The 20,595-nt window shown below is 46.5% G+C and carries 18 protein-coding genes and 1 pseudogene; 11 read left to right on the forward strand and 8 right to left on the reverse strand.

Annotated features, from left to right (window positions below; all coding sequences use genetic code 11):
• Positions 1 to 226: 226 nt before the first annotated feature.
• From ABU165_RS19130 to ABU165_RS19140, 3 genes and pseudogenes are all read right to left on the reverse strand, one after another.
• Positions 227 to 583 (reverse strand): hypothetical protein, encoded by a 357-nt coding sequence (locus ABU165_RS19130; RefSeq protein ID WP_148949539.1) that lies wholly within the window; start codon positions 581 to 583, stop codon positions 227 to 229.
• Between the two features lie 1,276 nt (positions 584 to 1,859).
• Entirely contained in the window at positions 1,860 to 2,162 is a 303-nt protein-coding gene (locus ABU165_RS19135; RefSeq protein WP_222928999.1) for a hypothetical protein, read from the reverse strand.
• A gap of 99 nt (positions 2,163 to 2,261) precedes the next feature.
• Positions 2,262 to 3,062 (reverse strand): annotated as a pseudogene (locus ABU165_RS19140) (hypothetical protein); the annotation flags it as partial.
• Between the two features lie 1,137 nt (positions 3,063 to 4,199).
• Here ABU165_RS19140 and ABU165_RS19145 point away from each other — a divergent pair.
• The 6 genes from ABU165_RS19145 to ABU165_RS19170 are packed head-to-tail and all read left to right on the forward strand — an operon-like array spanning position 4,200 to position 9,139.
• Entirely contained in the window at positions 4,200 to 5,321 is a 1,122-nt protein-coding gene (locus tag ABU165_RS19145; RefSeq protein ID WP_318060587.1) for a DegT/DnrJ/EryC1/StrS family aminotransferase, read from the forward strand.
• The gene (locus ABU165_RS19150; protein WP_318060588.1) at positions 5,318 to 5,956 is read left to right on the forward strand and encodes an acetyltransferase; all 639 of its coding nucleotides are present in this window, start codon (positions 5,318 to 5,320) and stop codon (positions 5,954 to 5,956) included. The genes ABU165_RS19145 and ABU165_RS19150 overlap by 4 nt, the downstream gene beginning before the upstream one ends.
• 40 nt (positions 5,957 to 5,996) lie before the next feature.
• Positions 5,997 to 6,884 carry a glucose-1-phosphate thymidylyltransferase RfbA gene (gene rfbA / locus ABU165_RS19155; protein ID WP_224951885.1) on the forward strand — a complete coding sequence of 296 codons (888 nt, stop codon included), beginning with the start codon at positions 5,997 to 5,999 and terminating at the stop codon, positions 6,882 to 6,884.
• Between the two features lie 2 nt (positions 6,885 to 6,886).
• On the forward strand, positions 6,887 to 7,843 hold the full coding sequence (gene rfbB / locus ABU165_RS19160; RefSeq protein ID WP_148949544.1) for a dTDP-glucose 4,6-dehydratase: 957 nt from the start codon (positions 6,887 to 6,889) through the stop codon (positions 7,841 to 7,843).
• Positions 7,840 to 8,691, forward strand: a complete 852-nt coding sequence (rfbD, locus tag ABU165_RS19165) for a dTDP-4-dehydrorhamnose reductase (RefSeq protein ID WP_148949545.1) — start codon at positions 7,840 to 7,842, stop codon at positions 8,689 to 8,691. Before rfbB ends, rfbD begins: the two co-directional genes overlap by 4 nt.
• The gene (locus ABU165_RS19170) at positions 8,681 to 9,139 is read left to right on the forward strand and encodes a dTDP-4-dehydrorhamnose 3,5-epimerase family protein (RefSeq protein ID WP_009790843.1); all 459 of its coding nucleotides are present in this window, start codon (positions 8,681 to 8,683) and stop codon (positions 9,137 to 9,139) included. Before rfbD ends, ABU165_RS19170 begins: the two co-directional genes overlap by 11 nt.
• A 41-nt stretch (positions 9,140 to 9,180) precedes the next feature.
• On the opposite strand, the gene ABU165_RS19175 is transcribed toward ABU165_RS19170, so the two are convergent.
• Positions 9,181 to 10,410, reverse strand: a complete 1,230-nt coding sequence (locus ABU165_RS19175; protein ID WP_148949546.1) for a glycosyltransferase family 4 protein — start codon at positions 10,408 to 10,410, stop codon at positions 9,181 to 9,183.
• Positions 10,411 to 10,568: 158 nt separating this feature from the next.
• Here ABU165_RS19175 and ABU165_RS19180 point away from each other — a divergent pair, with 158 nt between their 5' ends.
• Positions 10,569 to 11,273, forward strand: coding sequence for a glycosyltransferase (locus ABU165_RS19180; RefSeq protein ID WP_318060589.1), 705 nt, complete (start codon positions 10,569 to 10,571; stop codon positions 11,271 to 11,273).
• Positions 11,274 to 11,287: 14 nt separating this feature from the next.
• Here ABU165_RS19180 and ABU165_RS19185 read toward each other — a convergent pair whose 3' ends face one another.
• Genes ABU165_RS19185 through wecB form a run of 4 tightly spaced genes read right to left on the reverse strand, consistent with a single transcriptional unit; the run spans position 11,288 to position 15,096 of the window.
• The gene (locus ABU165_RS19185; protein ID WP_318060590.1) at positions 11,288 to 12,202 is read right to left on the reverse strand and encodes an NAD-dependent epimerase/dehydratase family protein; all 915 of its coding nucleotides are present in this window, start codon (positions 12,200 to 12,202) and stop codon (positions 11,288 to 11,290) included.
• Complete coding sequence (locus ABU165_RS19190; RefSeq protein WP_318060591.1) at positions 12,199 to 13,026, reverse strand: SDR family oxidoreductase; 828 nt, start codon at positions 13,024 to 13,026, stop codon at positions 12,199 to 12,201. The genes ABU165_RS19185 and ABU165_RS19190 overlap by 4 nt, the downstream gene beginning before the upstream one ends.
• Complete coding sequence (locus ABU165_RS19195; RefSeq protein WP_318060592.1) at positions 13,023 to 14,012, reverse strand: polysaccharide biosynthesis protein; 990 nt, start codon at positions 14,010 to 14,012, stop codon at positions 13,023 to 13,025. Before ABU165_RS19195 ends, ABU165_RS19190 begins: the two co-directional genes overlap by 4 nt.
• On the reverse strand, positions 14,005 to 15,096 hold the full coding sequence (gene wecB, locus ABU165_RS19200; protein ID WP_318060593.1) for a non-hydrolyzing UDP-N-acetylglucosamine 2-epimerase: 1,092 nt from the start codon (positions 15,094 to 15,096) through the stop codon (positions 14,005 to 14,007). The genes ABU165_RS19195 and wecB overlap by 8 nt, the downstream gene beginning before the upstream one ends.
• A gap of 243 nt (positions 15,097 to 15,339) precedes the next feature.
• Here wecB and ABU165_RS19205 point away from each other — a divergent pair, with 243 nt between their 5' ends.
• The 4 genes from ABU165_RS19205 (at position 15,340) to ABU165_RS19220 (ending at position 20,570) form a co-directional block, all read left to right on the forward strand.
• A complete protein-coding gene (locus tag ABU165_RS19205; protein ID WP_318060594.1) occupies positions 15,340 to 17,103 on the forward strand; it encodes an SLC13 family permease in 1,764 nt (587 codons plus the stop codon).
• Entirely contained in the window at positions 17,094 to 17,732 is a 639-nt protein-coding gene (gene cysC / locus ABU165_RS19210; protein WP_009790834.1) for an adenylyl-sulfate kinase, read from the forward strand. The genes ABU165_RS19205 and cysC overlap by 10 nt, the downstream gene beginning before the upstream one ends.
• A gap of 5 nt (positions 17,733 to 17,737) precedes the next feature.
• The gene (sat, locus tag ABU165_RS19215) at positions 17,738 to 18,874 is read left to right on the forward strand and encodes a sulfate adenylyltransferase (RefSeq protein WP_318060595.1); all 1,137 of its coding nucleotides are present in this window, start codon (positions 17,738 to 17,740) and stop codon (positions 18,872 to 18,874) included.
• Between the two features lie 184 nt (positions 18,875 to 19,058).
• Entirely contained in the window at positions 19,059 to 20,570 is a 1,512-nt protein-coding gene (locus ABU165_RS19220; RefSeq protein WP_009790831.1) for a glycine betaine uptake BCCT transporter, read from the forward strand.
• Positions 20,571 to 20,595: the final 25 nt, after the last annotated feature.

Here is a 20,595-nt window from a genome sequence, read left to right on the forward strand (position 1 = left end):
AACCATTCTATCTGTATCCTTGTATCAAAAAAATAGAAGATTTGACACTGTCCCTATTAGCGATCTTTTTAAAATGGTTCTGGTAATCCTCCCTCCAGCTGCAGCGGTTAGAAATAGGACCTGTAGAAAGTACAGCCAATCCATTACCCCCTTCTCCTTATTAAAAACATGAATTGCTCAATGCAATCCATGTTTTCTTGATGTCCTCTTTATGAACTCTCTGCTTTTAAAATTGGCCTAAGATTTCGTCTGACACCAGGCGCTGTGTAAATGTGAGTGAACCTGCAGCTGATCTGCCCCAAAGAGATACCTGGGTACTGGCTTCAGCTGGCCCGCTTGTTGTAAAAACAAACTCAAATGAATCTACATTACCAAAATAATTACGCGTAGCCACTTGATTGGCTGCAAGATTCACAACTTCTGAAACGTAAAGAGTCCTTGTCCCATCCAAAATGTACCCTTGAATCAAAACTGAAGAAGCACTCACAGAGCTTCTGTTGTCCGCAATAACGGTAATTTGTGTTACCTGCCTGACTCCGCCAACAGCCGGATTTTCAATTGGTCCTGTTGAAAGGACTGCCATTTTACAAAACCTCCTTTTACCTGAATAATCTTTAGCCTACAGCTGCACGATTTCTTCGGGATTGTTTGTTTTATAATTTGTTATAGTCCACTGTATGATCAACTTTAAGTGCTGTACAGGCTATCGAGAAGAAAGCTACTTACATTTCTTCCTCACCCCCATCTTATTCAACCCTAGCTTTATGTGAAGCTCTATTAGCCTAATTTTGCAAATTAAGGCTCTGATAGTTCACATTTAAACTGCTTGCATAAGGAAGAAGGATCATACCTCAAAGTATTTTCAAAGCTTATATATTCCGGCATAAACTGTAGGAAGTATATCTTACAAGGGTACATATAGGGAGGAAGAAATGTTTGCAAATTTCGGTAAGCTTTTCTTAACATGCTGCAATACAAATGGAGGATTGTATGAAGTTGATTTGGAAAAGTGGAACTGCAGAAAGATTCTCCATGAAAGCTGCTGCGGTATTTCCAAATATTAGAGGCACAATTTAGTGATATCCCAAAGGCTGGGTATTTTGCTTATGGATCAGCACTACTTAAGGAGGAATGGTCCGCGAAGAAGACACACCTTCCGGAGGATTTGTTGAATATTCCTTAAACAATTTCTAAAAAATCGAAATTCATTTCCAGAATGAGGTCCATCAGCCTCAAAGCCCTATATTACTGGATGATCAGCTGCTCTACTGGAGCTCGTACAATTGGGAAGTCAGGCTTGGAAGCAAGGCAATATTCCAAACTAAAGGATATGCGAGGGGACTTGCAGTTGCGGACGGCAGGCTGTACGTGAGGAACAGTTCAAGCGCCTACAAAATGGGCGATGCCTCTGTGCCTGGTATTCACGAAGTGGAACTGAATGGATGTCCGTCCTTCCGCTGCCTTCACACGAGGTTTGATTCAGCCCCTGATAGGCCAAAAGAATCAGTGCGTTCCCTTTTTACCGCAGGAATGAACTGGATTCTTAACACCTAAATTCCTATTAAAACTGCTCGTAATAGTCAATCAATTTTCCTGTTCTTTCAGTATAGGCTCCAAAGAAACCGGCACTTCGGCGGGAAAATCAGTGTCAATCACAGAAAGCCTCCCCGCTGTCCAGCCTAATGTGGGCCTTCATTTTTTGGCATACATCCGCCTCCCTCTTTACCAGTGTCCCTCAAAATCCCAACGACCCTTTATATCAAGATATGTATCTATTATGCCAAAGTCTAATGAAATTAATCCTTTAACATTCCTGATGCAAATCAGGCAGCCCTGGATGGGCTGCCTTTCTTTTTATCCTAAAACTTTATAAGATTCAGGAAATTGTTATTTGCAGACCCACTTACAACATTGACTGCCGTGATGACGAGAACGCGCAGTTCATAAGTTGCAGTCCCGCTTACAGGAGGAGTATCTACAAAAGTGTCTGCTACATCGAATCTTTGCACGCCAGAAGCAGTCAGAGACCGGCTCAAAGTTCTTGTCGTAAGCAATACGCCGCTTCTGTACAGCCTTATCTGAAGCGTAATTGCATTGTTGGCATTTACGATTTCTTCAATTCCAGTTGCATAGTCTATCTTGATATTCTGCCCTGCTGTCACTGCCGTTGCCGGAGCAATTGCGATTACGGTTTCAGTGAAAGGAGCTGTGACATCTAACGCTACTGAAGCAGTGTTATTTACAAAAACCAGTGTTCCCGATCCTGACAGTCCTTGTGGGCCTTGGGGTCCCTGAGCACCGGTTGCGCCGGTTGGCCCCTGTGGTCCCTGGGCTCCCGTTGCTCCTGTTGCCCCCTGCGGTCCCTGTGGTCCCTGAGTTCCTGTTGCTCCGATATTTCCTTGTGGTCCCTGTGGCCCCTGGCTTCCTGTAGCTCCCGTATTTCCTTGGGGCCCTTGTGATCCCTGGCTTCCTGTGGCTCCCGTATTTCCCTGAGGCCCCTGTGGACCTTGAGCACCACCAATTCCTGTATCACCTTGCGGTCCCTGTGATCCTTGGCTTCCTGTAGCTCCGGTATTTCCAGTTGGTCCCTGTGGACCTTGTACACCTGCATTTCCTGTATCACCTTGCGGTCCCTGCGGTCCCTGGCTTCCTGTAGCACCAGTGTTTCCTGTTGGCCCCTGCGGACCTTGAACACCTGCATTTCCTGTATCACCTTGCGGCCCCTGCGGTCCCTGGCTTCCTGTAGCACCAGTGTTTCCTGTTGGCCCCTGTGGACCTTGGCTTCCAGCTGTTCCGGTATTACCTTGCGGCCCTTGATCACCCTGTGGTCCAGGACTTCCAGGAGCACCTGTAGATCCTTGTGGCCCTTGGGCACCCGCCGCACCAGTCACTCCCTGCGGACCCTGTGCTCCGGTTCCCTGAGGTCCCTGAGGCCCTTGTACACCAGCAGAACCTGTAAATCCTTGTGGCCCCTGAGGTCCTTGAGCGCCAGTTCCCTGCGGCCCCTGCGCCCCTTGTGCACCAGCAGACCCCTGAGGTCCTTGCGGTCCCTGTACTCCAGCGTTAGAACCTAATAATTCATCTGCGACAAGTCGGTGTGCAGCAACTAGCTGGCCTGAAAGATCCCTGCCCCAAACGGAAATTTGCGTTTCTCCTTCTGCAGAACCTCCAGTAGTAAAGACAAATTCAAAGCCGTCAAAATTAGCAAAATATTCCCGTGTGACAACTTGGTTTGGAGCCAGAGATATTTGCTCCAATACATACAGATTTCTTGTCCCATTTAAATTGTATCCTTGAATAAGAACAGTAGAGGAACTTGCATTGCTCCTGTTGTCAAGTTTTACCAGAACTGATCTGGTTGGTCTCGACCCAGCGACCGGAATGTTGGAAACCGGTCCTGTTGAAAGTAAAGCCATTTATCTGAACCTCCTTTTTCAATGGTTAACCCCAATTATGCGAATAGTTTTAAAAAGGCCATTACACAAGGGATTAACGTTTGTACGCACATAAGAAGTCACATAATTTATGCCTTCTATGACCATACTATTCGATGAAAAACATGGAGTTTGTATTTACGTCTAGCTAATTGGCACATTTTACCTTATAAGGGCAACTGTAATTATTGATACTCTGAAAATTACTGCAAAAGCTAATTATAATAAGCCGCTGAGCCGTACTGAACTTTTACGAGGCAGATTCGCCCGCAAAATGGTTCTCACCTGCATGTTTCAAATTTGAGTAAGCAAATACAGATTCGGAAACTAAAAATCAGCTTTGATTATGCTTCTCCGGCACTTTTAATTTAATGTTTAAAAAGCAAACAGTCCTTTTTCTCATACATCAGCATTTCCACTAAAAGTATTAATCTTATGAACTTATGCAGAAAATTAATCATAATATAATTTGGCTGCAAAAAGATATTATCCGAATATCACTACAATACCCAGATAATCCCTCCCCCTAAAATAGAATTGCTTACAAGAAAAATCAGTTCATTAAAACAAGAATTCCAGTTTGGCTTTTTATCTTTCTACTAATTAAAGGGATTTAGAAATCTGCTCTTAAATTATATTTTATGTAATTGACATTTTAAACTTATGGCTGGAGGAGCTGACTTATCCAAAGCCAATTAAGCAATTCTTATGTAAAACAGCCCCCCTTTTTCACTTATCACAGAAACGGAGCTGGTAAGGAACCTTATGAAAAAAATTCCGTTTTTACAGCCAAACCTGGTTAAACAGGAATCCTTTTCACCATATTTCAGCCAGATTGAAAAAACGAAGAAGTACAGCAACTACGGGCCTTTAAATACCCGATTCGAAAATCGGGTGATTGCCGAGAATTTCGATGGAAGAGGCGGAGTACTTACAGTTAATAATGCAACCATCGGCCTGATGCTCGCAATCAGCGGCAGCATGCGCAAAGAAGGCCGCTATGCTATCATGCCAAGCTTTACCTTCTCAGCAACGCCCCTGGCGGCCATGTGGTGCGGACTGCAGCCTTTTTTCATTGATGTTGATGAAGACAGCTGGTGCATGAATGAGTCCCTGCTTGCAGAAGCACTGGACAATCTTGGGGACGAGACAGCGGTCGTTGTCCCATATGCGACCTTTGGCACTAATTTAAATTTAGATTACTATATTCAGCTTCATGACTCTGGCATTCCTGTAGTGATTGATGCAGCTCCCTGCTTCGGCTCCATCGGCAAACAAGGCGCATTTTCAAAAGACTTTCCCGGAGTAAGTGTATTCAGCTTCCATGCAACCAAGTCTTTTGGAATAGGCGAAGGCGGCCTGCTGTACAGCGGGAATAAAGGCGTTATACAGGAACTAAGGAGGGCAGGCAATTTCGGCTTTTCTGAAGATCGGGAATCCGTCCAGATGGGATTGAACAGCAAGCTGTCAGAATATGCAGCAGCGATAGCCCTAGCTACATTGGATGCCTATCCGGCAAAGGTGCAGGAACGGCAGCAGATTTATGAATGGTATAAGGAAGCTTTTCTGTCACTGCCGTCCCTGAAAAATTGGAAGCTGCAGCACACTGAAGGCACAATTGCCCATCAATTTATGCCCGCCCTTTGTCCTGAAAAGGAATATAGTGAGCTGTATATCAAGCTGCTGGCAGCAGACGGCATTGAAGCGCGCACCTACTTTTCCCCTGCCTGCCACCAGCAGAAGCTATTTTCTCCATTCAAAAGGACTGGAATGCCGGTAACCGATAGCCTTTCGGGCAGGATCCTCAGTCTCCCCCTCTGGGAGGGAATGGAAAAAGAGGATGTACACAGGGTTGCTGGCGTTCTTTCGAAAGGACTCAGCCAATGAAAAAGCTGATCCTCTGGGGATGTGGCGGCCATGCCCGTGAAGTGCTCCATCTGTGCGGGCAGTTAGGCATAGAGGTAGAGGGTTTTCTGGATGAAAGGCCAGAAATGAAAGGGCATTTTGTCGATGATATCGAGGTGCTTGGAACATTGAATGATATCCTGCATTTAAGAGACCAAGCAAATATTCTGTGCTCCAGTGTAGGAAATCCTGCTCTTAAGAAAAGATTTTCAGAAATGACCCGAAGGGCAGGCTTCCAATTTGCCCCGCCGCTTATACATCCTGGTGTCTATATTTCCAAAAGGAATAAAATCGGCTCTGGTTCGATTATATGTGAAGGAACCATCATGACAACCAATGTCACAATCGGCGACCATGTCATCATCAACCGGAGTGCGAACATCAGCCATGATAATAAAATAGAAGATTTTGCAACCATTGGCCCCGGAGCAAATATAGCCGGAAATGTCACGATAAAGGAAGGTGCCTATATCGGGATAGGCTCCTCGATCATAGAAAAAGCGGCAATCGGATCGTGGTCCATTATTGGCGGCGGTGCCTTCGTAAAGGATGATGTACCGGAAAAGTCTTTATATGCAGGCGTGCCTGCAGTCTTTAAAAAGAGGCTGGAAGAATAGCACCCTGGGGAGGTCTTCAATTGTAAAGGATGTGAACAGCATGAAAGGCATCATACTTGCCGGCGGCCATGGCACACGCCTCTATCCGCTGACAAAAGCAGTTTCCAAACAGCTGCTTCCTGTATATGACAAACCATTAATCTATTACCCTCTTTCCGTCCTGATGCTGGCAGGAATAAAAGAAATTCTTATTATATCGACTAAGGAGGATATCCCGCGCTTTCAAAGCCTCCTTGGAGATGGTTCAAAGCTTGGCATCAGCCTGAGCTACATCATCCAGGCGGAACCTGAAGGAATCGCTCAGGCATTTGTCATCGGCGAGAGTTTCATCGGAAAAGATTCTGTTTCTTTGATTCTCGGAGACAATATTTTTTACGGCCATAATTTTACCAGAATCCTTGAACAGGCTGTGAGCAGTAACAAAGGAGCGACGATATTCGGGTACCAGGTAAAGGACCCCGAGCGTTTTGGCGTGGTAGAGTTCGACAAAGACCAGAATGTCGTGTCACTTGAGGAGAAGCCGCTGAAGCCGAAATCACAGTATGCCATAACCGGACTGTATTTCTATGACAACCAGGTGGTCGACTTTGCAAAAAGCATTGAAAAGTCGGCCAGGGGGGAATACGAAATCACCTCGGTTAATGAGCTATATCTAAAGCAGGGTACCCTCAGGGCTGAGCTGCTTGGCCGGGGTTTCAGCTGGCTGGACACCGGCACCCATAAATCACTGATGGAGGCCTCTTCTTTTATCGAAACGATCCAGAGCAGACAGAATATCCGTATATCATGCATTGAAGAAATCGCCTACAGAAAAGGATTTATCACCGCAGACCAGCTGCTTGATCTTGCTAAGCCTTTAAAGAAGAACGACTACGGCCAATATCTTGAAAGGCTCATTAAATCTGATTCTACTCAGGAAAGGAGTTAGCCATGGAACTTCTAGTAACAGGTGCTGCGGGATTCATCGGACTTAATTTCGTCCATCTTGCCCTGAAAGATCCTTCCGTCAGCGTTACGGTCATTGACGCACTTACCTACGCCAGCCATCCGGAAGAAATGAAGAAACTTTACAGTCATCCCCGCTTCCGTTTCATTAAAGGCAATATTGCCAATGAACAGGAACTTGAAATGGCCTTTGACCGGCACTATGACAGCATCATCCACTTTGCTGCAGAATCGCATGTCGACAACAGCATCCAGAATGCCAGCCTGTTCATTGAGACCAACATCAGCGGCACCTATCAGCTTCTATTAAATATGCTTAAAGGCCGTGCGGCAAAAATGATTCATATATCTACGGATGAAGTGTACGGGACCCTTGAAGCAGGCCAGTCCGCTTTTACAGAGAATTCCCCCCTTATGCCGAACAATCCTTATTCTGCAACCAAGGCAAGCTCCGACCTCCTTGTCCGTTCATTCCGGGAAACCTACAAGCTTCCTGTCATCACCACTAGATGCAGCAATAATTACGGACCCTACCAGCATAGCGAAAAATTCATACCGACCATTGTGCGCAAAGCGCTCAATAATGAAAAAATCCCGGTATACGGGGATGGTCTGCAAATCAGGGATTGGCTTTATGTAGATGATCACTGCAGAGCCATTCGGCTGATTCTTGAAAAAGGCAGACTGGGCGAAGTCTACAATATCGGCGGAGGCAATGAAAAGACAAATATAGAGGTTGTGAAGCATATCCTGGACCTCCTCGGAAAGCCTGACAGCCTGATAGAATATGTGGAGGACCGGAAAGGCCATGACCGCAGATATGCCATTGATTCTTCCAAGCTCCAGTCTGAACTGGGATGGAAGCAGGAAGCTCCGCTTGAACAGGCACTTGAAAGAACCGTTGATTGGTATAAGAGCCGGCTGAAAGGATATGCAGGATGAAAATTGCGATTACAGGAGCTGGCGGCCAGCTGGGAAGGGAGCTGACTTCCTCACTTGCCCGGCTTGGATGCAGCGTATTACCATTTTCACGGGACGAGTGGGATATTACAGATGCATATTCCACAGCTGAGCGGATGAAGGAAGTGGCGCCGGAAGTGCTGATCAATGCGGCAGCATTTACGGCTGTCGACCTCTGTGAAACCCAAAGAGAGGAAGCATTCCTTATCAATGCTATTGCTCCTTTTTATTTGGCGCGGGAAGCGAAAAGGCTGCAGGCCAGGTTCATTCATATCAGCACAGACTATGTTTTCTCCGGTGATCAATCCGTCCCGTGGGAAGAACAGGATCCTCCTTTCCCCCTTAATGCTTATGGAGAAAGCAAACGGGCCGGTGAAACACTGGCCATGGCTGCCAATCCGGATACCCTGATTATCAGGACTTCGTGGCTTTACGGACATGGCGGCAAGAATTTTGTCAACACCATCGCCCGGCTGCTGCAAACCGAAAGCAAACTGGAGGTCGTAAGAGACCAGATGGGCTCTCCTACCTACACAAAAGATCTGGCCGAAGCCGTTTATTTTCTTTTAGAGCAGGCTCCCGGCATTTACCATGTTTCCAACGGGGGAAGCTGCAGCTGGTTTGAGTTTGCAAAGGAAATTGCGGTATTTTTAAAAAGCGGTGCAGAAATAGAACCCGTTTCGACAGAGGCTTATGGCCTTCCTGCCCGCAGGCCGCCATATTCGGTGCTTGGCAATAAGAAATTGAATAGCTGCGGGTTTTTTATGAGGAACTGGAAGGATGCCTTGTACGACTATTTGGCAAAGGAGGCTGAAAGTGATGCAAATTGAGGGTGTCATAACGAAAAAGCTAATCAAGCATTGTGATGACCGCGGATTTTTTGCAGAAGTGGTGCGCGATGATGAAAACCTTTTGTCCCATTTCGGCCAGCTTTCCTGGTCGACCTCCTATCCAGGAGTGATCAAGGCCTTCCATTATCATGAAGAGCAGGATGACCTTTGGTTCTTTCCATCAGGCAATGCGCAGGTTGTCCTGTATGATCTGAGGGAAAACTCGAGATCATTCGGTGAAACCAATGTGTATTATATGGGTGAAAATAATCCCATGATTCTCCTGATTCCCAAAGGAGTAGCCCATGGCTACAGGGTGCTAGGCAAGAATCCGGCTACGGTCGTGTATTGTACGACAAAATCCTATAACCCTGCTGCACCAGATGAAAAAAGGATCCCGTGGGATGATCCCTCCATCGGATTTGACTGGGAGACCAGAAATAGATAGCAAAAAGAAGCTGGCCCTTTCATATAAAGGCCAGCTCTTTTTTATAGATGCTTTAACGCGATTGCTCTGTTGAACATGGAAAGAATGTTAGTAACTAAAGAATCATAGCTCCATTTTGCTTTTGCCCAATGAAGGGCACTCACACCCATCATAAGCCGTTTTTTATCATGCTGCAGGAGACTTCTGAGCTGCATAAGCAGCACTTCACTGTTTCCTGCAGGGAAGATCATTCCATTCACCTGATGCTGGACCATCTCTGGCAAACCGGCAGCATCACTGACAATAACCGGCAGGCAGGCAAGCTGTGCTTCCATGACAGAATGAGGCTGTGTATCCTGCAGCCCAGGCAGGACGAAGATGTCTGCACTATTCAAGTAGGGCAGAACATTTTCGACTGTACCGAAGAATCTGACAGAACCATCAATCCCAAACTTTTTGCATGCCTGTTCTAATTCTGCTCTTATACTTCCCTCGCCAAGAATCCAGCATTCCCAATCCTGCCTCTCCCTAGAGAGTTTGCCAAGCGCCGGTATTAAAGTGTGCAGACCTTTTAAAGTGACAAGCCTGCCCGTAAATAGAATGACTTTTTTTCCCCTTTTATTTAGTTTTCCGCTTCCTTGAATGGCCCGGATAAAGCTGTCAGTTTCCATACCGTACGGAAACTGGATGACCTTATCAGCAGGCACCTGTGAGCCATCAATGATCAATCTGCTCATCCATTCGGATTGTGAATGGATTAAGTCACTGGAGTTATAGCCCAGCCTTTCCAGATTATGAAAGAAATTATACACATCAGTCTGGAGAAGTTCCTGATCTGGCGCAACTGGCCGCAGGCTCTTCAGATAGTGAAAGATCTCGCCAGATAAATACCCATGGGCACTCATAACAAGGGGAACTCCTCTTGGCTTAATCCTGCCGATGACACCTGCTGACATAGCGTCCTGCGCATAAATCACATCATAGCCATCCAGCCCGTAATGAAGTGCAGCCAGCTCCAGGAAGCCCCTGGATATCTCTGTCTGGAAAATATAGCTCCCCGTATTCTGCCGAGGGTAAGCCCTTTTTACCTTTTCATATAAACCTGCTGACACCTGCTGTTCTGTCAGCTCCTCTGGCTGTCCGAGAATCCTGTAATTCAGGGTGTCCTGATTCAGGCTCAGAATGGTAATGCGGTGCCCCATACTTTCCAGGCGTTCCTTAAGCTTTGAAACAAATGTCCAGATCCCACCCGGATACGGGAGGGGATAGAAGGAGGTAATCAAGATCTTCATGTGCCAGCCCACCAGTCAGCATACTTTCTCATTCAAGTCATCCTTTCTCTTTTCCGTCTATGTCCCGCCGGATGGAAGCTAAGGCGGCGCATACCCTTCGATTCTCTGGCGTATATATATAACAGTCTATTGTTAATTTATGTTAGGGGGCACTTACTATGACACAGCCTAAAGTGAGCATTATCATTCCATTTTATAATGATGAATATATAGCCCAGTCCATTTCGAGTGCTGTTAATCAAACTTATCCAAACAAAGAAGTTATCGTTGTCAATGACGGTTCAGACAGGCATATTGAAAAAATAGCTCCTTTCCGTGACAGGATCATCTACCTGGAAAAGGAAAATGGCGGAACAGCAAGTGCGGTCAATTTGGGAATCCGGCATTCGACCGGGGAATATTTTTCATGGCTCAGTTCAGATGATCTTTTTGATTTGCGTAAAACAGAACTGCAGATGGCATATATGAAAAAGTTAAATGCCAGTGCCTCTTATACAAACTTCCATATTATCAATAATCAATCAGTCATTATACAGCAATCTGCAGGAAAGACCATCTTTGATCAAAAAGCCTTTTATTCTTTTTTAAGAACATCCTGCCATATTAACGGCTGCACTGTGATCATGAAGTCCAGTCTGTTTAAAAAAACTGGGTTATTTAATGAAAACCTTTTGTACACCCAGGATTATGACATGTGGCTCCGCGTGCTTCATCATACAGATTTTCAATTCCTGAATGCTCCGCTGGTCCATCACAGATACCATGAAAACATGGGAACTGTAAAGCATCACGATGAATTGATGGAAGAATTCGCTGAGGTCAGAAAAAAATATGAAGCTTTTCTTTTGAGTAAACTGAAATAAGATCCAGCCTCATCCTAAGAGCTCCGCTTTGATCTACTGATCCTGTCGCGCTGGTAGTTTAACAGGTCCTCAAAGGTTTGTTCTCTGCTGATCTCCGGCATCCATTCCAGATCCTTCAGTTTTGCAGGATCCAGCGCATACTTCTCTGAATCAGGTTCCGAGGATTTTGAGTCCACTCTAAAATCAGTTTTGGCATATGATCTTAAATAGCTGACCACATCCCCTAAAGTAAGGGAGCCGCCTGAAGACACATCATACATACCTCCCCGCTCCCCTTTTTCCAATATGAATCCATATGCCCGAACTGCATCCCGAACATCCAGGAAATCCCGGCTCGATTGCAGGCTGTTTACGTAAAGCACTTTTTCCTCAAGCCCTGACTCCATCCTGGCAATCCTGCTTGCAAATAAAGAGCAAACTCCATTTGAATTCCCAGGGCCGATCAGATTGCAGGGCTTAGCAATCATCACATCCATTTTGAAAAGAGACTCCCATGCCCTGGCCAGTGATGTCTGCATCGACTTTGTAAGGCTGTAGGGATGCGGATGATCTTCAGAGCCGCTCTGCAGCGCAGAACCTGTGACCAGCACCCTGGCTTCAGGCTTTAACCTGCGGAGTGCTTCCAGCAGATATAGTGTTGAAAGCACATTCGCTTCAAAGGAAGCAGAAGGATCCTCCCAGGATTTCCCTACATGGTTTTGGGCTGCCAAATGAAGGACATACCCGGGATCAGTTTTTTTGACAAGCTGATCCAGAGAATTTTTATCAAGCAGATTGCAGATTTCTATCTGATCTGCCTCGCTTTCCTGCAAATTTCCGCGATGCACAGAAGCTGCTGTAAAAAAACCCTTTTTCCTGAAATAAGAACAGGCATGCCTGCCTGTGAAACCTGAAGCCCCTGTAATCAGGATTCTCTTTGCGTCTTTCAATGTCTGTCCATCCAATCTTTCAGCTCAAGGAGCATCTCGTCATAGCCAGGGACATGATAGTCAAAATCTGTTCTTGTGTTCACAATGGTCCTGTCCAGCACAAAACCGCTGTCCGGAACGATTACTACTCCGCCCTTATTAAATATTGCCTTGATCAATACAAGCAGATCATGCTTTGATATTTTCCTTTCGCCGCCCAGATGGCACAGGCCGCTAAGACCAGTTTCAATCATGCAGTTCACTGCTTTGGCCAATTCAAGTGTTGTGACGCCGTTCCATAAGGCTTCCGTATACCCATTGATCCTGCCTTGCTGCTTCATGAACCATAAGAACAGGCCAATTCCGTCATCCTTCAGCTCAGGTCCGATGATGCTGGTCCTGATTGTCAGGTGCCTGCTGTCCACAATTTCCCCAAGCTGCTTGGACTGGGCATAAATCGATGTCCCATCAGGTGTATCTTCTTCCTTATAGCTGCCTATCCCGCCGGAAAACACGCAATCTGTACTGATATGGATGAGCCTTCCCCCATAGCGTTCTGCAAACCTTGCAATCTGGTGGGGCAAAAGGCCGTTCAGCTGAAAAGCGAGCTTGGGATCCTGGGCTGCCTGGCCATTCAACAGGCCGATGCAGTTGATGATGATATCAGGCCTAAGCTGATCTATTACTTTTTCCAGCATAGATGAATCCGCTGCATCCAGATAAATGCCTTCCCTATCAGCACGGTCCCTTGTGGTAAAAAAAACCTGGTAATCAGTGTTTTCCCTAAGATAGGCAACCATCACATGGCCTGCCATGCCCCTTCCCCCAAGGATCAGTATCTTCACTGAATAAAACCGCCCTTCTTCAGCATTTCTTTGATTTCTTTCCGGCCCATGAGTCCTTTGCTGGAATTATAGGTTTCCAGTTCAGCAGGCTTGCAGGCTGAATAGGCTTCTTTCAGCCCCGGAATATGGATTGGCGGCAGAATAACAAAGTATTCCTCGTCAAAAACGACCGTTGTGCTTGCTTCATACTCAGAAAGAAGGAGCTCATGGATCTTTTCACCCGGCCGTGTCCCCAGCACTTCGATCTCGATATCCTGCTTCCCGGCTTCATCTGCCAGCACATAAGCCAGGTCCAGTATTTTACAGGCAGGCATCTTCATAACAAAGATTTCACCGCCCGCACTTTCTTTTATTGCCTTGAAAACAAGCTTGATCGCGTCCTCGAGAGTCAAAAAGAACCGTGTCATCTCCAAATCTGTAATGCCGATTTTCCCTTTTGACATGATCTGCTTTTTGAATACATGAATGACGCTTCCGTTGGTTCCAAGCACATTCCCTCCGCGAATGCAGACAAATTTTGTATTTGTATGAAGTGTATTAGCGTGGATGATGAGACGTTCCCCCATGGCTTTTGAAAGCCCATAGAAATTAGAAGGATTGGAGGCTTTATCCGTTGAGATATAGATAACGCTCTCGACATTATTATGAATGGCCGCGTCAATGACATTTTGGGTGCCGTGTACATTCGTTTTCAAGGCCTCAAGCGGCTGATCCTCACAGACAGGGACATGCTTAAGCGCCGCCAGATGGAACACATAATCCACCCCGCAGCAGGCCTCAGTCATTTCATCCTTTTCTTTAATGTCGCCGATCATGAAACGAAGGCGCGGATTATTGTCAAATTCCTGCTTCATGGTGAATTGATTGGATTCATTTCGCGAGAAAATCCTGATTTCCCCAGGATTCTCTGCAAGGAGCTGCCGGACAAGCTCATATCCCCATGAACCTGTGCCCCCTGTAACCAGAATTGTTTTATCCTTAAACATTTTCCATTCCTCCCAATAGAACTTTAATGACCTTGTCAGATACAGAGGGCTGTTCATAGCCGACCGGAAAACTCCAATTCCTGTCAGAAGCAGCCATGACCTCCACGCACCTCAGGATGTCTTCAGCTTTCAAGCCAGATACCATATTGCTTCCGCATTCAATCGTTTCCGGCCGTTCCGTTGTTTTTCTAATGGTTACTGCAGGCACATGGAAAAGGCAGCATTCTTCCTGGACAGTGCCGCTGTCGGTAAGTGCACCAAAAGCATTTTTCTCCAGCTTCACGAAATCAAAGAAACCAAATGGATCATGAAACTCCACCAGGGGATGCATGTCAAGTGACTCTAATTGCGACAGCTTCGACCTGGTCCGCGGATGGATGCTGCATATCATGCGGAGCTGGAATTTCTGTGCCGTAAGATTCATTCCTTTCATGATTTCCTTAAGCCGATCCCCCCGGTCGACATTTTCAGCTCTGTGGATGGTCGCCAGGAAATAGCTTTTTGGTTCCAGTTTTAATTCGTCTAGTATAGGACTTTGATTAATCTCGTTTTTATAATGCTGAAGCACTTCATATATTGGATTTCCTGACACGATGATTCTGCTGGAAGGAATTCCTTCCCTCAGCAGGTTTTCTCTGCTTTGAGGCGTATAGGGGAGATTATAAGTAGAGATTGCATCAATCACTTTGCGGTTTTTTTCTTCAGGCACTTCAAGATCAAAGCAGCGGTTGCCTGCTTCCATATGAATGACAGGGACTCCCATCCTCTCAGCTATAATGGCTCCAAGGCCGCTGTTTGTATCCCCAAGCACAAGGACACGGTCAGGGCGCTCGGCAAGGATGAGTTTCTCAAGTCCCGAGAATATCGCTGACAGCTGTTCCCCGAGAGAATGCTGCTTATCCAGGAGAATAACATCAGGCGTTCTCACCTTCATTTCCCGAAAAAACACATCACTCAGATTGCCTGTAAAATTCTGTCCGGTATGCACAAGGATATGCCTGCTGCATAACTGATCCAGCTTGTTGATGATAAGGCTCAGCCGGATGATCTCCGGTCTTGTACCCAAGATGGTCATTACTTTCATCGTTTTATTCCACTCCCTGTCCTGCATTCCCGAAAAACACAGTTATATAGTTATTAAAATATGCTTGTATAGTTTGTTGGTTCTAGGCATCTCTATCAATTTGATTCAGGGGGCATACGCCCTCCATGACTAAGGCAATGAACATGACTGCAGAAGAAGATGCTCCTGCTAGGTTCCTGCCATGTACAATCCTGATATACTCTCATAAAATATTAAAACTCATGATTTCAAGGAGAATTGCCGATGCCCTTTTCCGCTGCTGTTCTTTGTGTATTGCTGGCCATCATGTTCTTTGTCCTTGTCAAAGAATGGCTGCCTGCTGAAATGACCGTTTTTTCAACCCTCGCCCTCTTGATTGTCAGCGGCATCCTGCCCGCCGGTGAGGCTTTATCCGGCTTTTCCAACACAAGCGTCCATACCGTAGCCCTCTTATTTATAGCAGGAGCTGCCGTCTCAAAAAGCGGGCTGATACAGGATGCTGCCGGCAGATTTCTCAGCAGGAGCAGGACACTGCCTGGAGCACTGTTTCGTATCATGGTGCCGGTAAGCACTGCCTCGGCTTTCATTAACAACACTCCATTGGTGACTCTTTTTCTACCTTTTCTGCAAAAGTGGGCAATTGAGAACAAGATCCAGCCTTCAAAGGTGCTGATCCCACTTTCATATGCTTCCATTCTCGGAGGGACCATTACACTGATAGGCACTTCTACAAATTTATTGGTTAACGGGCTCATGATTGAGAGAGGCGGGGAAGGATTCCACTTGTTTTCTTTTTCCGTCATCGGGGTCCCTATAGCTGCGGCTGGCATTCTCTATATGATTGTCTTCGGACACCGCCTTCTTCCCGACAGGTCGCATAACATCCAAATGTTTGAAGAAGAAGAGCATCTTCATATTCATTATTATGAAGTGCTTGATGACTCCCCTCTGGCCGGAAAAACGGTGACAGAAGCTTTACTGCGGAATCTAAACCATTTATTCCTGATTGAGATCATCCGAGGTGACATAGTTAAAACTCCAGCCGCCAATGATGAAGTGGTTCAGGCTGGGGATCTTCTGGTGTTTTCAGGAGATCCCCAAAAAGCGCTCCCTTCCGTTCATCTTCTTGGGCTTAAGCCCTGGCCGGCCGGACCCTCTTCCCACCCTGAACGGAAAGGGAGCAGATTATTTGAAGTGGGAATTCCCCCTGGTTCCTTTCTCGTCAATAAAAGAATCAAGGATATCCATTTCCGTTCAAGGTACCAGGCTGTTATTGTGGGTGTGAAAAGAAAGGGAGAACTCATCTCCAGCGGCTTTGGCAGCCTGACAGCTGCCCAGGGAGATACCTTCATCCTCCTGGCAAGGCAGGGTTTTGGCGAAATATGGGCGGGCAGCGACGATTTTTATTTTATCTCCTCCTCAGCTGCAGCTAAGAACAGCCGGAGGCAGAAGCTCTCAGTATCGCTGATCCTTGCAGGCTTTATCATATGCTCGCTTATTCAGGCTGCACCCATTTATCATCTGGCTCTCCTTGCAGCTGCGCTTATCATTGCCACAGGGACACTGTCTTTTTCAGAGGCACTGAAAGCGGTGAATTGGCGGATCATTATCTTGATGGGAAGCTCCATCGGCCTCGGAAAAGCAATTGAATCAACCGGCCTTGCATCACAGGCCGCTTCATTTCTCCTTAAATGGCAGGATGAGCTGAGCTTGCTTGGCATTATTTGCATCTATTATTTGCTTACTATGCTCATGACCGAAATCCTGAATAATTTGGCTACAGCGTCCCTGATGTTCCCGATCGGCTACACGATGGCAGAAAGCCTGCAGATAGATCCGGCTATGTTTGCCATGCTTACTGCCGTTGCCGCTTCATGCAGTTTTTTAACCCCTATCGGCTATCAGACCAATCTTCTTGTATACGGTCCCGGCGGATACAGATTTACGGATTATATGAGAGTCGGACTGCCTTTAAGCTTCATTTCAATGGCAGCCGCCATTACCATGCTTTATATTAGATGGCTTTAGAAAGGAGTGTTCCTTTGAAAGAGAAACATATTACCTGGCACTGCTCAGCCATAACCAAAAGTCTCCGGCAAAAGCAAAATGAGCATAAAAGTGCTGTCCTTTGGTTTACCGGGCTGTCAGGATCAGGAAAATCAACGATTGCAAACGCGGTCCAGGCAATGCTTTTCAAACGGGGAATCCAGGCCTATTTGCTGGATGGAGATAATCTGCGCCACGGCATCAATGGAAATTTATCGTTCAGCCAGGAAGACCGGAAGGAGAATATCAGGAGGACTGCCGAAATGGCAAAACTCTTCTCAGATGCAGGCTTTGTCGTGCTTGCATCGCTCATCTCTCCCTATAAAGCAGACAGAAAGATGGCCAGGGAACTGATGGATGAAGGGGAATTCATTGAGATTTATATTGACTGCCCTGTAGAAGAATGCGAAAAGCGGGATCCTAAAGGACTGTACAAAAAAGTCAGAAATGGCGAAATCAAAGGATTTACGGGCATCGACGATCCCTATGAAAAGCCCGAGAAGCCTGAGATCATTTTGCATACAGGAAAGCATTCTTTGGAAGAATGCGTTCAATCCGTAATGAAGTATTTAGATGATGTTTATGAACTGAAGACTTTTAAAGAGGAGTGAAAAGAATGCCCTGCAGCATACCTCACGGTGGAACACTGATCAACAAAGTCGATTTGAAGAGAAGCTGGGAGGAAATTGAAAAGGAAGCAGAATTGGATGAGGCAGCTTTATCCGACCTTGTTTTGATCGCTACTGGAGCGTACAGTCCGCTGAATGGCTTTATGACTAAAGTAGACTATTGCTCTGTTCTTGAAAAGATGAGATTGGCCGACGGTACAGTCTGGAGCCTTCCCATCACTTTAACGATTCATGAAGCAATGGCTTCCTCTCTTTCCCCAGGAGATTTTCTACGGCTTACATTTAAGGGAAGTACCTATGGTCTTATAGAGCTCAGTGAAATCTACCGGCCTGATAAACGAGAGGAAGCATTAAAAGTATTCCAGACTGATGACCGGCATCATCCGGGGGTTCAGAAGCTTTTTGAGCGAGGTGATGTCTATTTGGCCGGCCAGGTTACCCTTGTAAAATTCCCACCTGCTGATCCGGAATGGGCAGAGTACCTATTCACCCCTGCAGAATTGAGAGAAAAGATACACAGTAAAGGCTGGAACTCAACAGCCGGCTTCCAGACCCGGAACCCTGTTCACCGGGCGCACGAACACATCCAGAAAACAGCCATGGAAATGACTGATGGACTGCTGCTGCACCCCCTTGTCGGAGAAACGAAAAAAGATGATATCCCAGCAGATGTGCGGATGAAAAGCTACAAAGTCCTTCTTGACAACTATTATCCTTCAGACAGGGCTATACTCGCCGTATTTCCGGCGAGCATGAGATATGCGGGGCCGCGGGAGGCCATTTTTCATGCAATAGTCCGTAAAAACTATGGCTGCACACATTTTATTGTAGGAAGGGATCATGCCGGTGTCGGCAATTATTATGGGACTTATGATGCTCAAAATATCTTCCTGCAGTTTACCGAAGAAGAGCTGGGAATCATCATCATGCCGTTTGAACACAGCTTTTACTGCAAAACCTGCGATCAGATGGCTTCAGCCAAAACCTGTCCGCACGGCCCAGAGCATCATCTCCACCTTTCAGGGACAAAGGTGAGGGAAATGCTGAGGAAAGGTCAGCCCCTTCCTTCCAAGTTCAGCCGTCCGGAGGTTTTTGCCATACTCTCGGAGGGTATGAGGAAATGAAGCTGGCGTATATGCCTTCAGCTGCTGAAGAAGCCCCCTTCCTTTTATTTTTCAGGGGGCTTTGCTAAAATACTTTAGATACGGGCCTTTCTTTATTACATAATCCATCAGCGTTCGAAAACAATATACATATGCTCGACTGATGAAGAAGGCCTGTTATCTGTGAAAGAAGGGAGAATAAATTTTGAAGCAAAAACTCGCGGTATTCTACATATCCGTACTATTATTACTTGTACTTGTACTTGTTGGCATTTTTGCACCAAATCAGCTTGAAAGTGTGACTGCCGGACTCCAGGACTTCATCAGCAACGCTTTCGGATGGTATTATCTTATTCTGGTTACACTGCTGGTCATTGTCTGCCTCTACTTCCTGATCAGCCCGATCGGCAGGCTGAAGCTTGGAAAACCTGAGGACAAGCCTGAGTTTTCAAGGGTTACCTGGCTTGCCATGCTGTTCAGCGCAGGGATGGGTATCGGATTGGTCTTCTGGGGAGCGGCCGAACCTCTTTCCCATTATGCTGTCAGCTCGCCAACCGGAGAGACCGGCACTGCGGAAGCATTGAAAGATTCTATGAGGTTTACCTACTTCCATTGGGGAATCCACGCCTGGGCTATTTATGGGATTGTCGCACTTGTACTTGCCTATTTTAACTTCAGGCATGGCGAACCCGGACTGATCAGCGCAACCCTGAAGCCTATCTTCGGCGATGCCGTTAAAGGCCCGCTGGGCAAGGTCATCGATGTTATCGCTGTCCTTGCTACCGTGATTGGTGTAGCCACCACCCTTGGCTTTGGAGCTGTCCAGATAAACGGAGGCCTGTCCTTCCTTTTTGACATCCCTTCCAATTTTGTTGTGCAGCTGATCATCATATCCATCGTGACAGTGCTTTTCATGATTTCCGCCTGGTCGGGACTTGGAAAAGGCATCAAGATTCTCAGCAATGCCAACATGGGACTGGCCCTGGTCTTATTCGTTCTCATGTTTTTCATTGGCCCTACCCTGTTCATCCTGAACTTGTTCACCAATACAATCGGGACCTATCTGCAGTCTCTCCTTCAGATGAGCTTCCGGATTGCTCCATTGGATCCTGACTCACGTGAGTGGATTAATGGATGGACAATCTTTTATTGGGCCTGGTGGATTGCCTGGTCGCCTTTCGTCGGCATATTCATTGCCCGCGTCTCCAAGGGACGCAGTATTAGGGAGTTTGTATTTGGCGTCCTTCTCGTGCCGACTGTCATCGGGTTTCTGTGGTTTTCCACATTCGGCGGCTCGGCCATGTATCTTGAGCATGTGAAGAATATTTCAATTTCCGGACTGGCAACCGAGGAAACCCTTTTCGCTGTATTCTCAAACTTTCCGCTTGGAATGGTCCTTTCCATCATTGCCATCATTCTTGTCAGTACATTTTTCATTACGTCAGCTGACTCCGGCACCTATGTCCTTGGCATGATGACAACAAACGGGTCCCATACGCCCGGCAACAGAATTAAACTTACGTGGGGCATCCTGCTTGCCGTCATTTCTCTTGTACTCCTGTACAGCGGCGGGCTGCAGGCACTTCAGAATACCATGATTGTCGCCGCTCTCCCGTTCTCAATCATCATGGCCCTCATGACCATATCCCTTATCAAAGCATTGTATAAGGAATCCAAAGAACTGGGGATCGGTCAGATAAAAAGACGGAAGCAGTAGAAAAGCGGAAGGCGCTTGCCCAGAA

Source organism: Cytobacillus sp. T106, from assembly GCF_040492155.1.
Lineage (GTDB): Bacteria > Bacillota > Bacilli > Bacillales > Cytobacillaceae > Bacillus_AB > Bacillus_AB infantis.

Bases quoted from the DNA above. Each gene is read 5' to 3' on its own strand.
- rfbB (WP_148949544.1), top strand. From the start codon at position 6,887: ATGGAACTTCTAGTAACAGGTGCTGCGGGATTCATCGGACTTAATTTC.
- cysC (WP_009790834.1), top strand. From the start codon at position 17,094: ATGGCTTTAGAAAGGAGTGTTCCTTTGAAAGAGAAACATATTACCTGG.
- rfbD (WP_148949545.1), top strand. From the start codon at position 7,840: ATGAAAATTGCGATTACAGGAGCTGGCGGCCAGCTGGGAAGGGAGCTG.
- ABU165_RS19175 (WP_148949546.1), bottom strand. From the start codon at position 10,410: ATGAAGATCTTGATTACCTCCTTCTATCCCCTCCCGTATCCGGGTGGG.
- ABU165_RS19130 (WP_148949539.1), bottom strand. From the start codon at position 583: ATGGCAGTCCTTTCAACAGGACCAATTGAAAATCCGGCTGTTGGCGGA.
- ABU165_RS19205 (WP_318060594.1), top strand. From the start codon at position 15,340: ATGCCCTTTTCCGCTGCTGTTCTTTGTGTATTGCTGGCCATCATGTTC.
- ABU165_RS19170 (WP_009790843.1), top strand. From the start codon at position 8,681: ATGCAAATTGAGGGTGTCATAACGAAAAAGCTAATCAAGCATTGTGAT.
- ABU165_RS19145 (WP_318060587.1), top strand. From the start codon at position 4,200: ATGAAAAAAATTCCGTTTTTACAGCCAAACCTGGTTAAACAGGAATCC.
- ABU165_RS19195 (WP_318060592.1), bottom strand. From the start codon at position 14,012: ATGTTTAAGGATAAAACAATTCTGGTTACAGGGGGCACAGGTTCATGG.
- sat (WP_318060595.1), top strand. From the start codon at position 17,738: ATGCCCTGCAGCATACCTCACGGTGGAACACTGATCAACAAAGTCGAT.
- rfbA (WP_224951885.1), top strand. From the start codon at position 5,997: ATGAAAGGCATCATACTTGCCGGCGGCCATGGCACACGCCTCTATCCG.
- ABU165_RS19150 (WP_318060588.1), top strand. From the start codon at position 5,318: ATGAAAAAGCTGATCCTCTGGGGATGTGGCGGCCATGCCCGTGAAGTG.
- wecB (WP_318060593.1), bottom strand. From the start codon at position 15,096: ATGAAAGTAATGACCATCTTGGGTACAAGACCGGAGATCATCCGGCTG.
- ABU165_RS19180 (WP_318060589.1), top strand. From the start codon at position 10,569: ATGACACAGCCTAAAGTGAGCATTATCATTCCATTTTATAATGATGAA.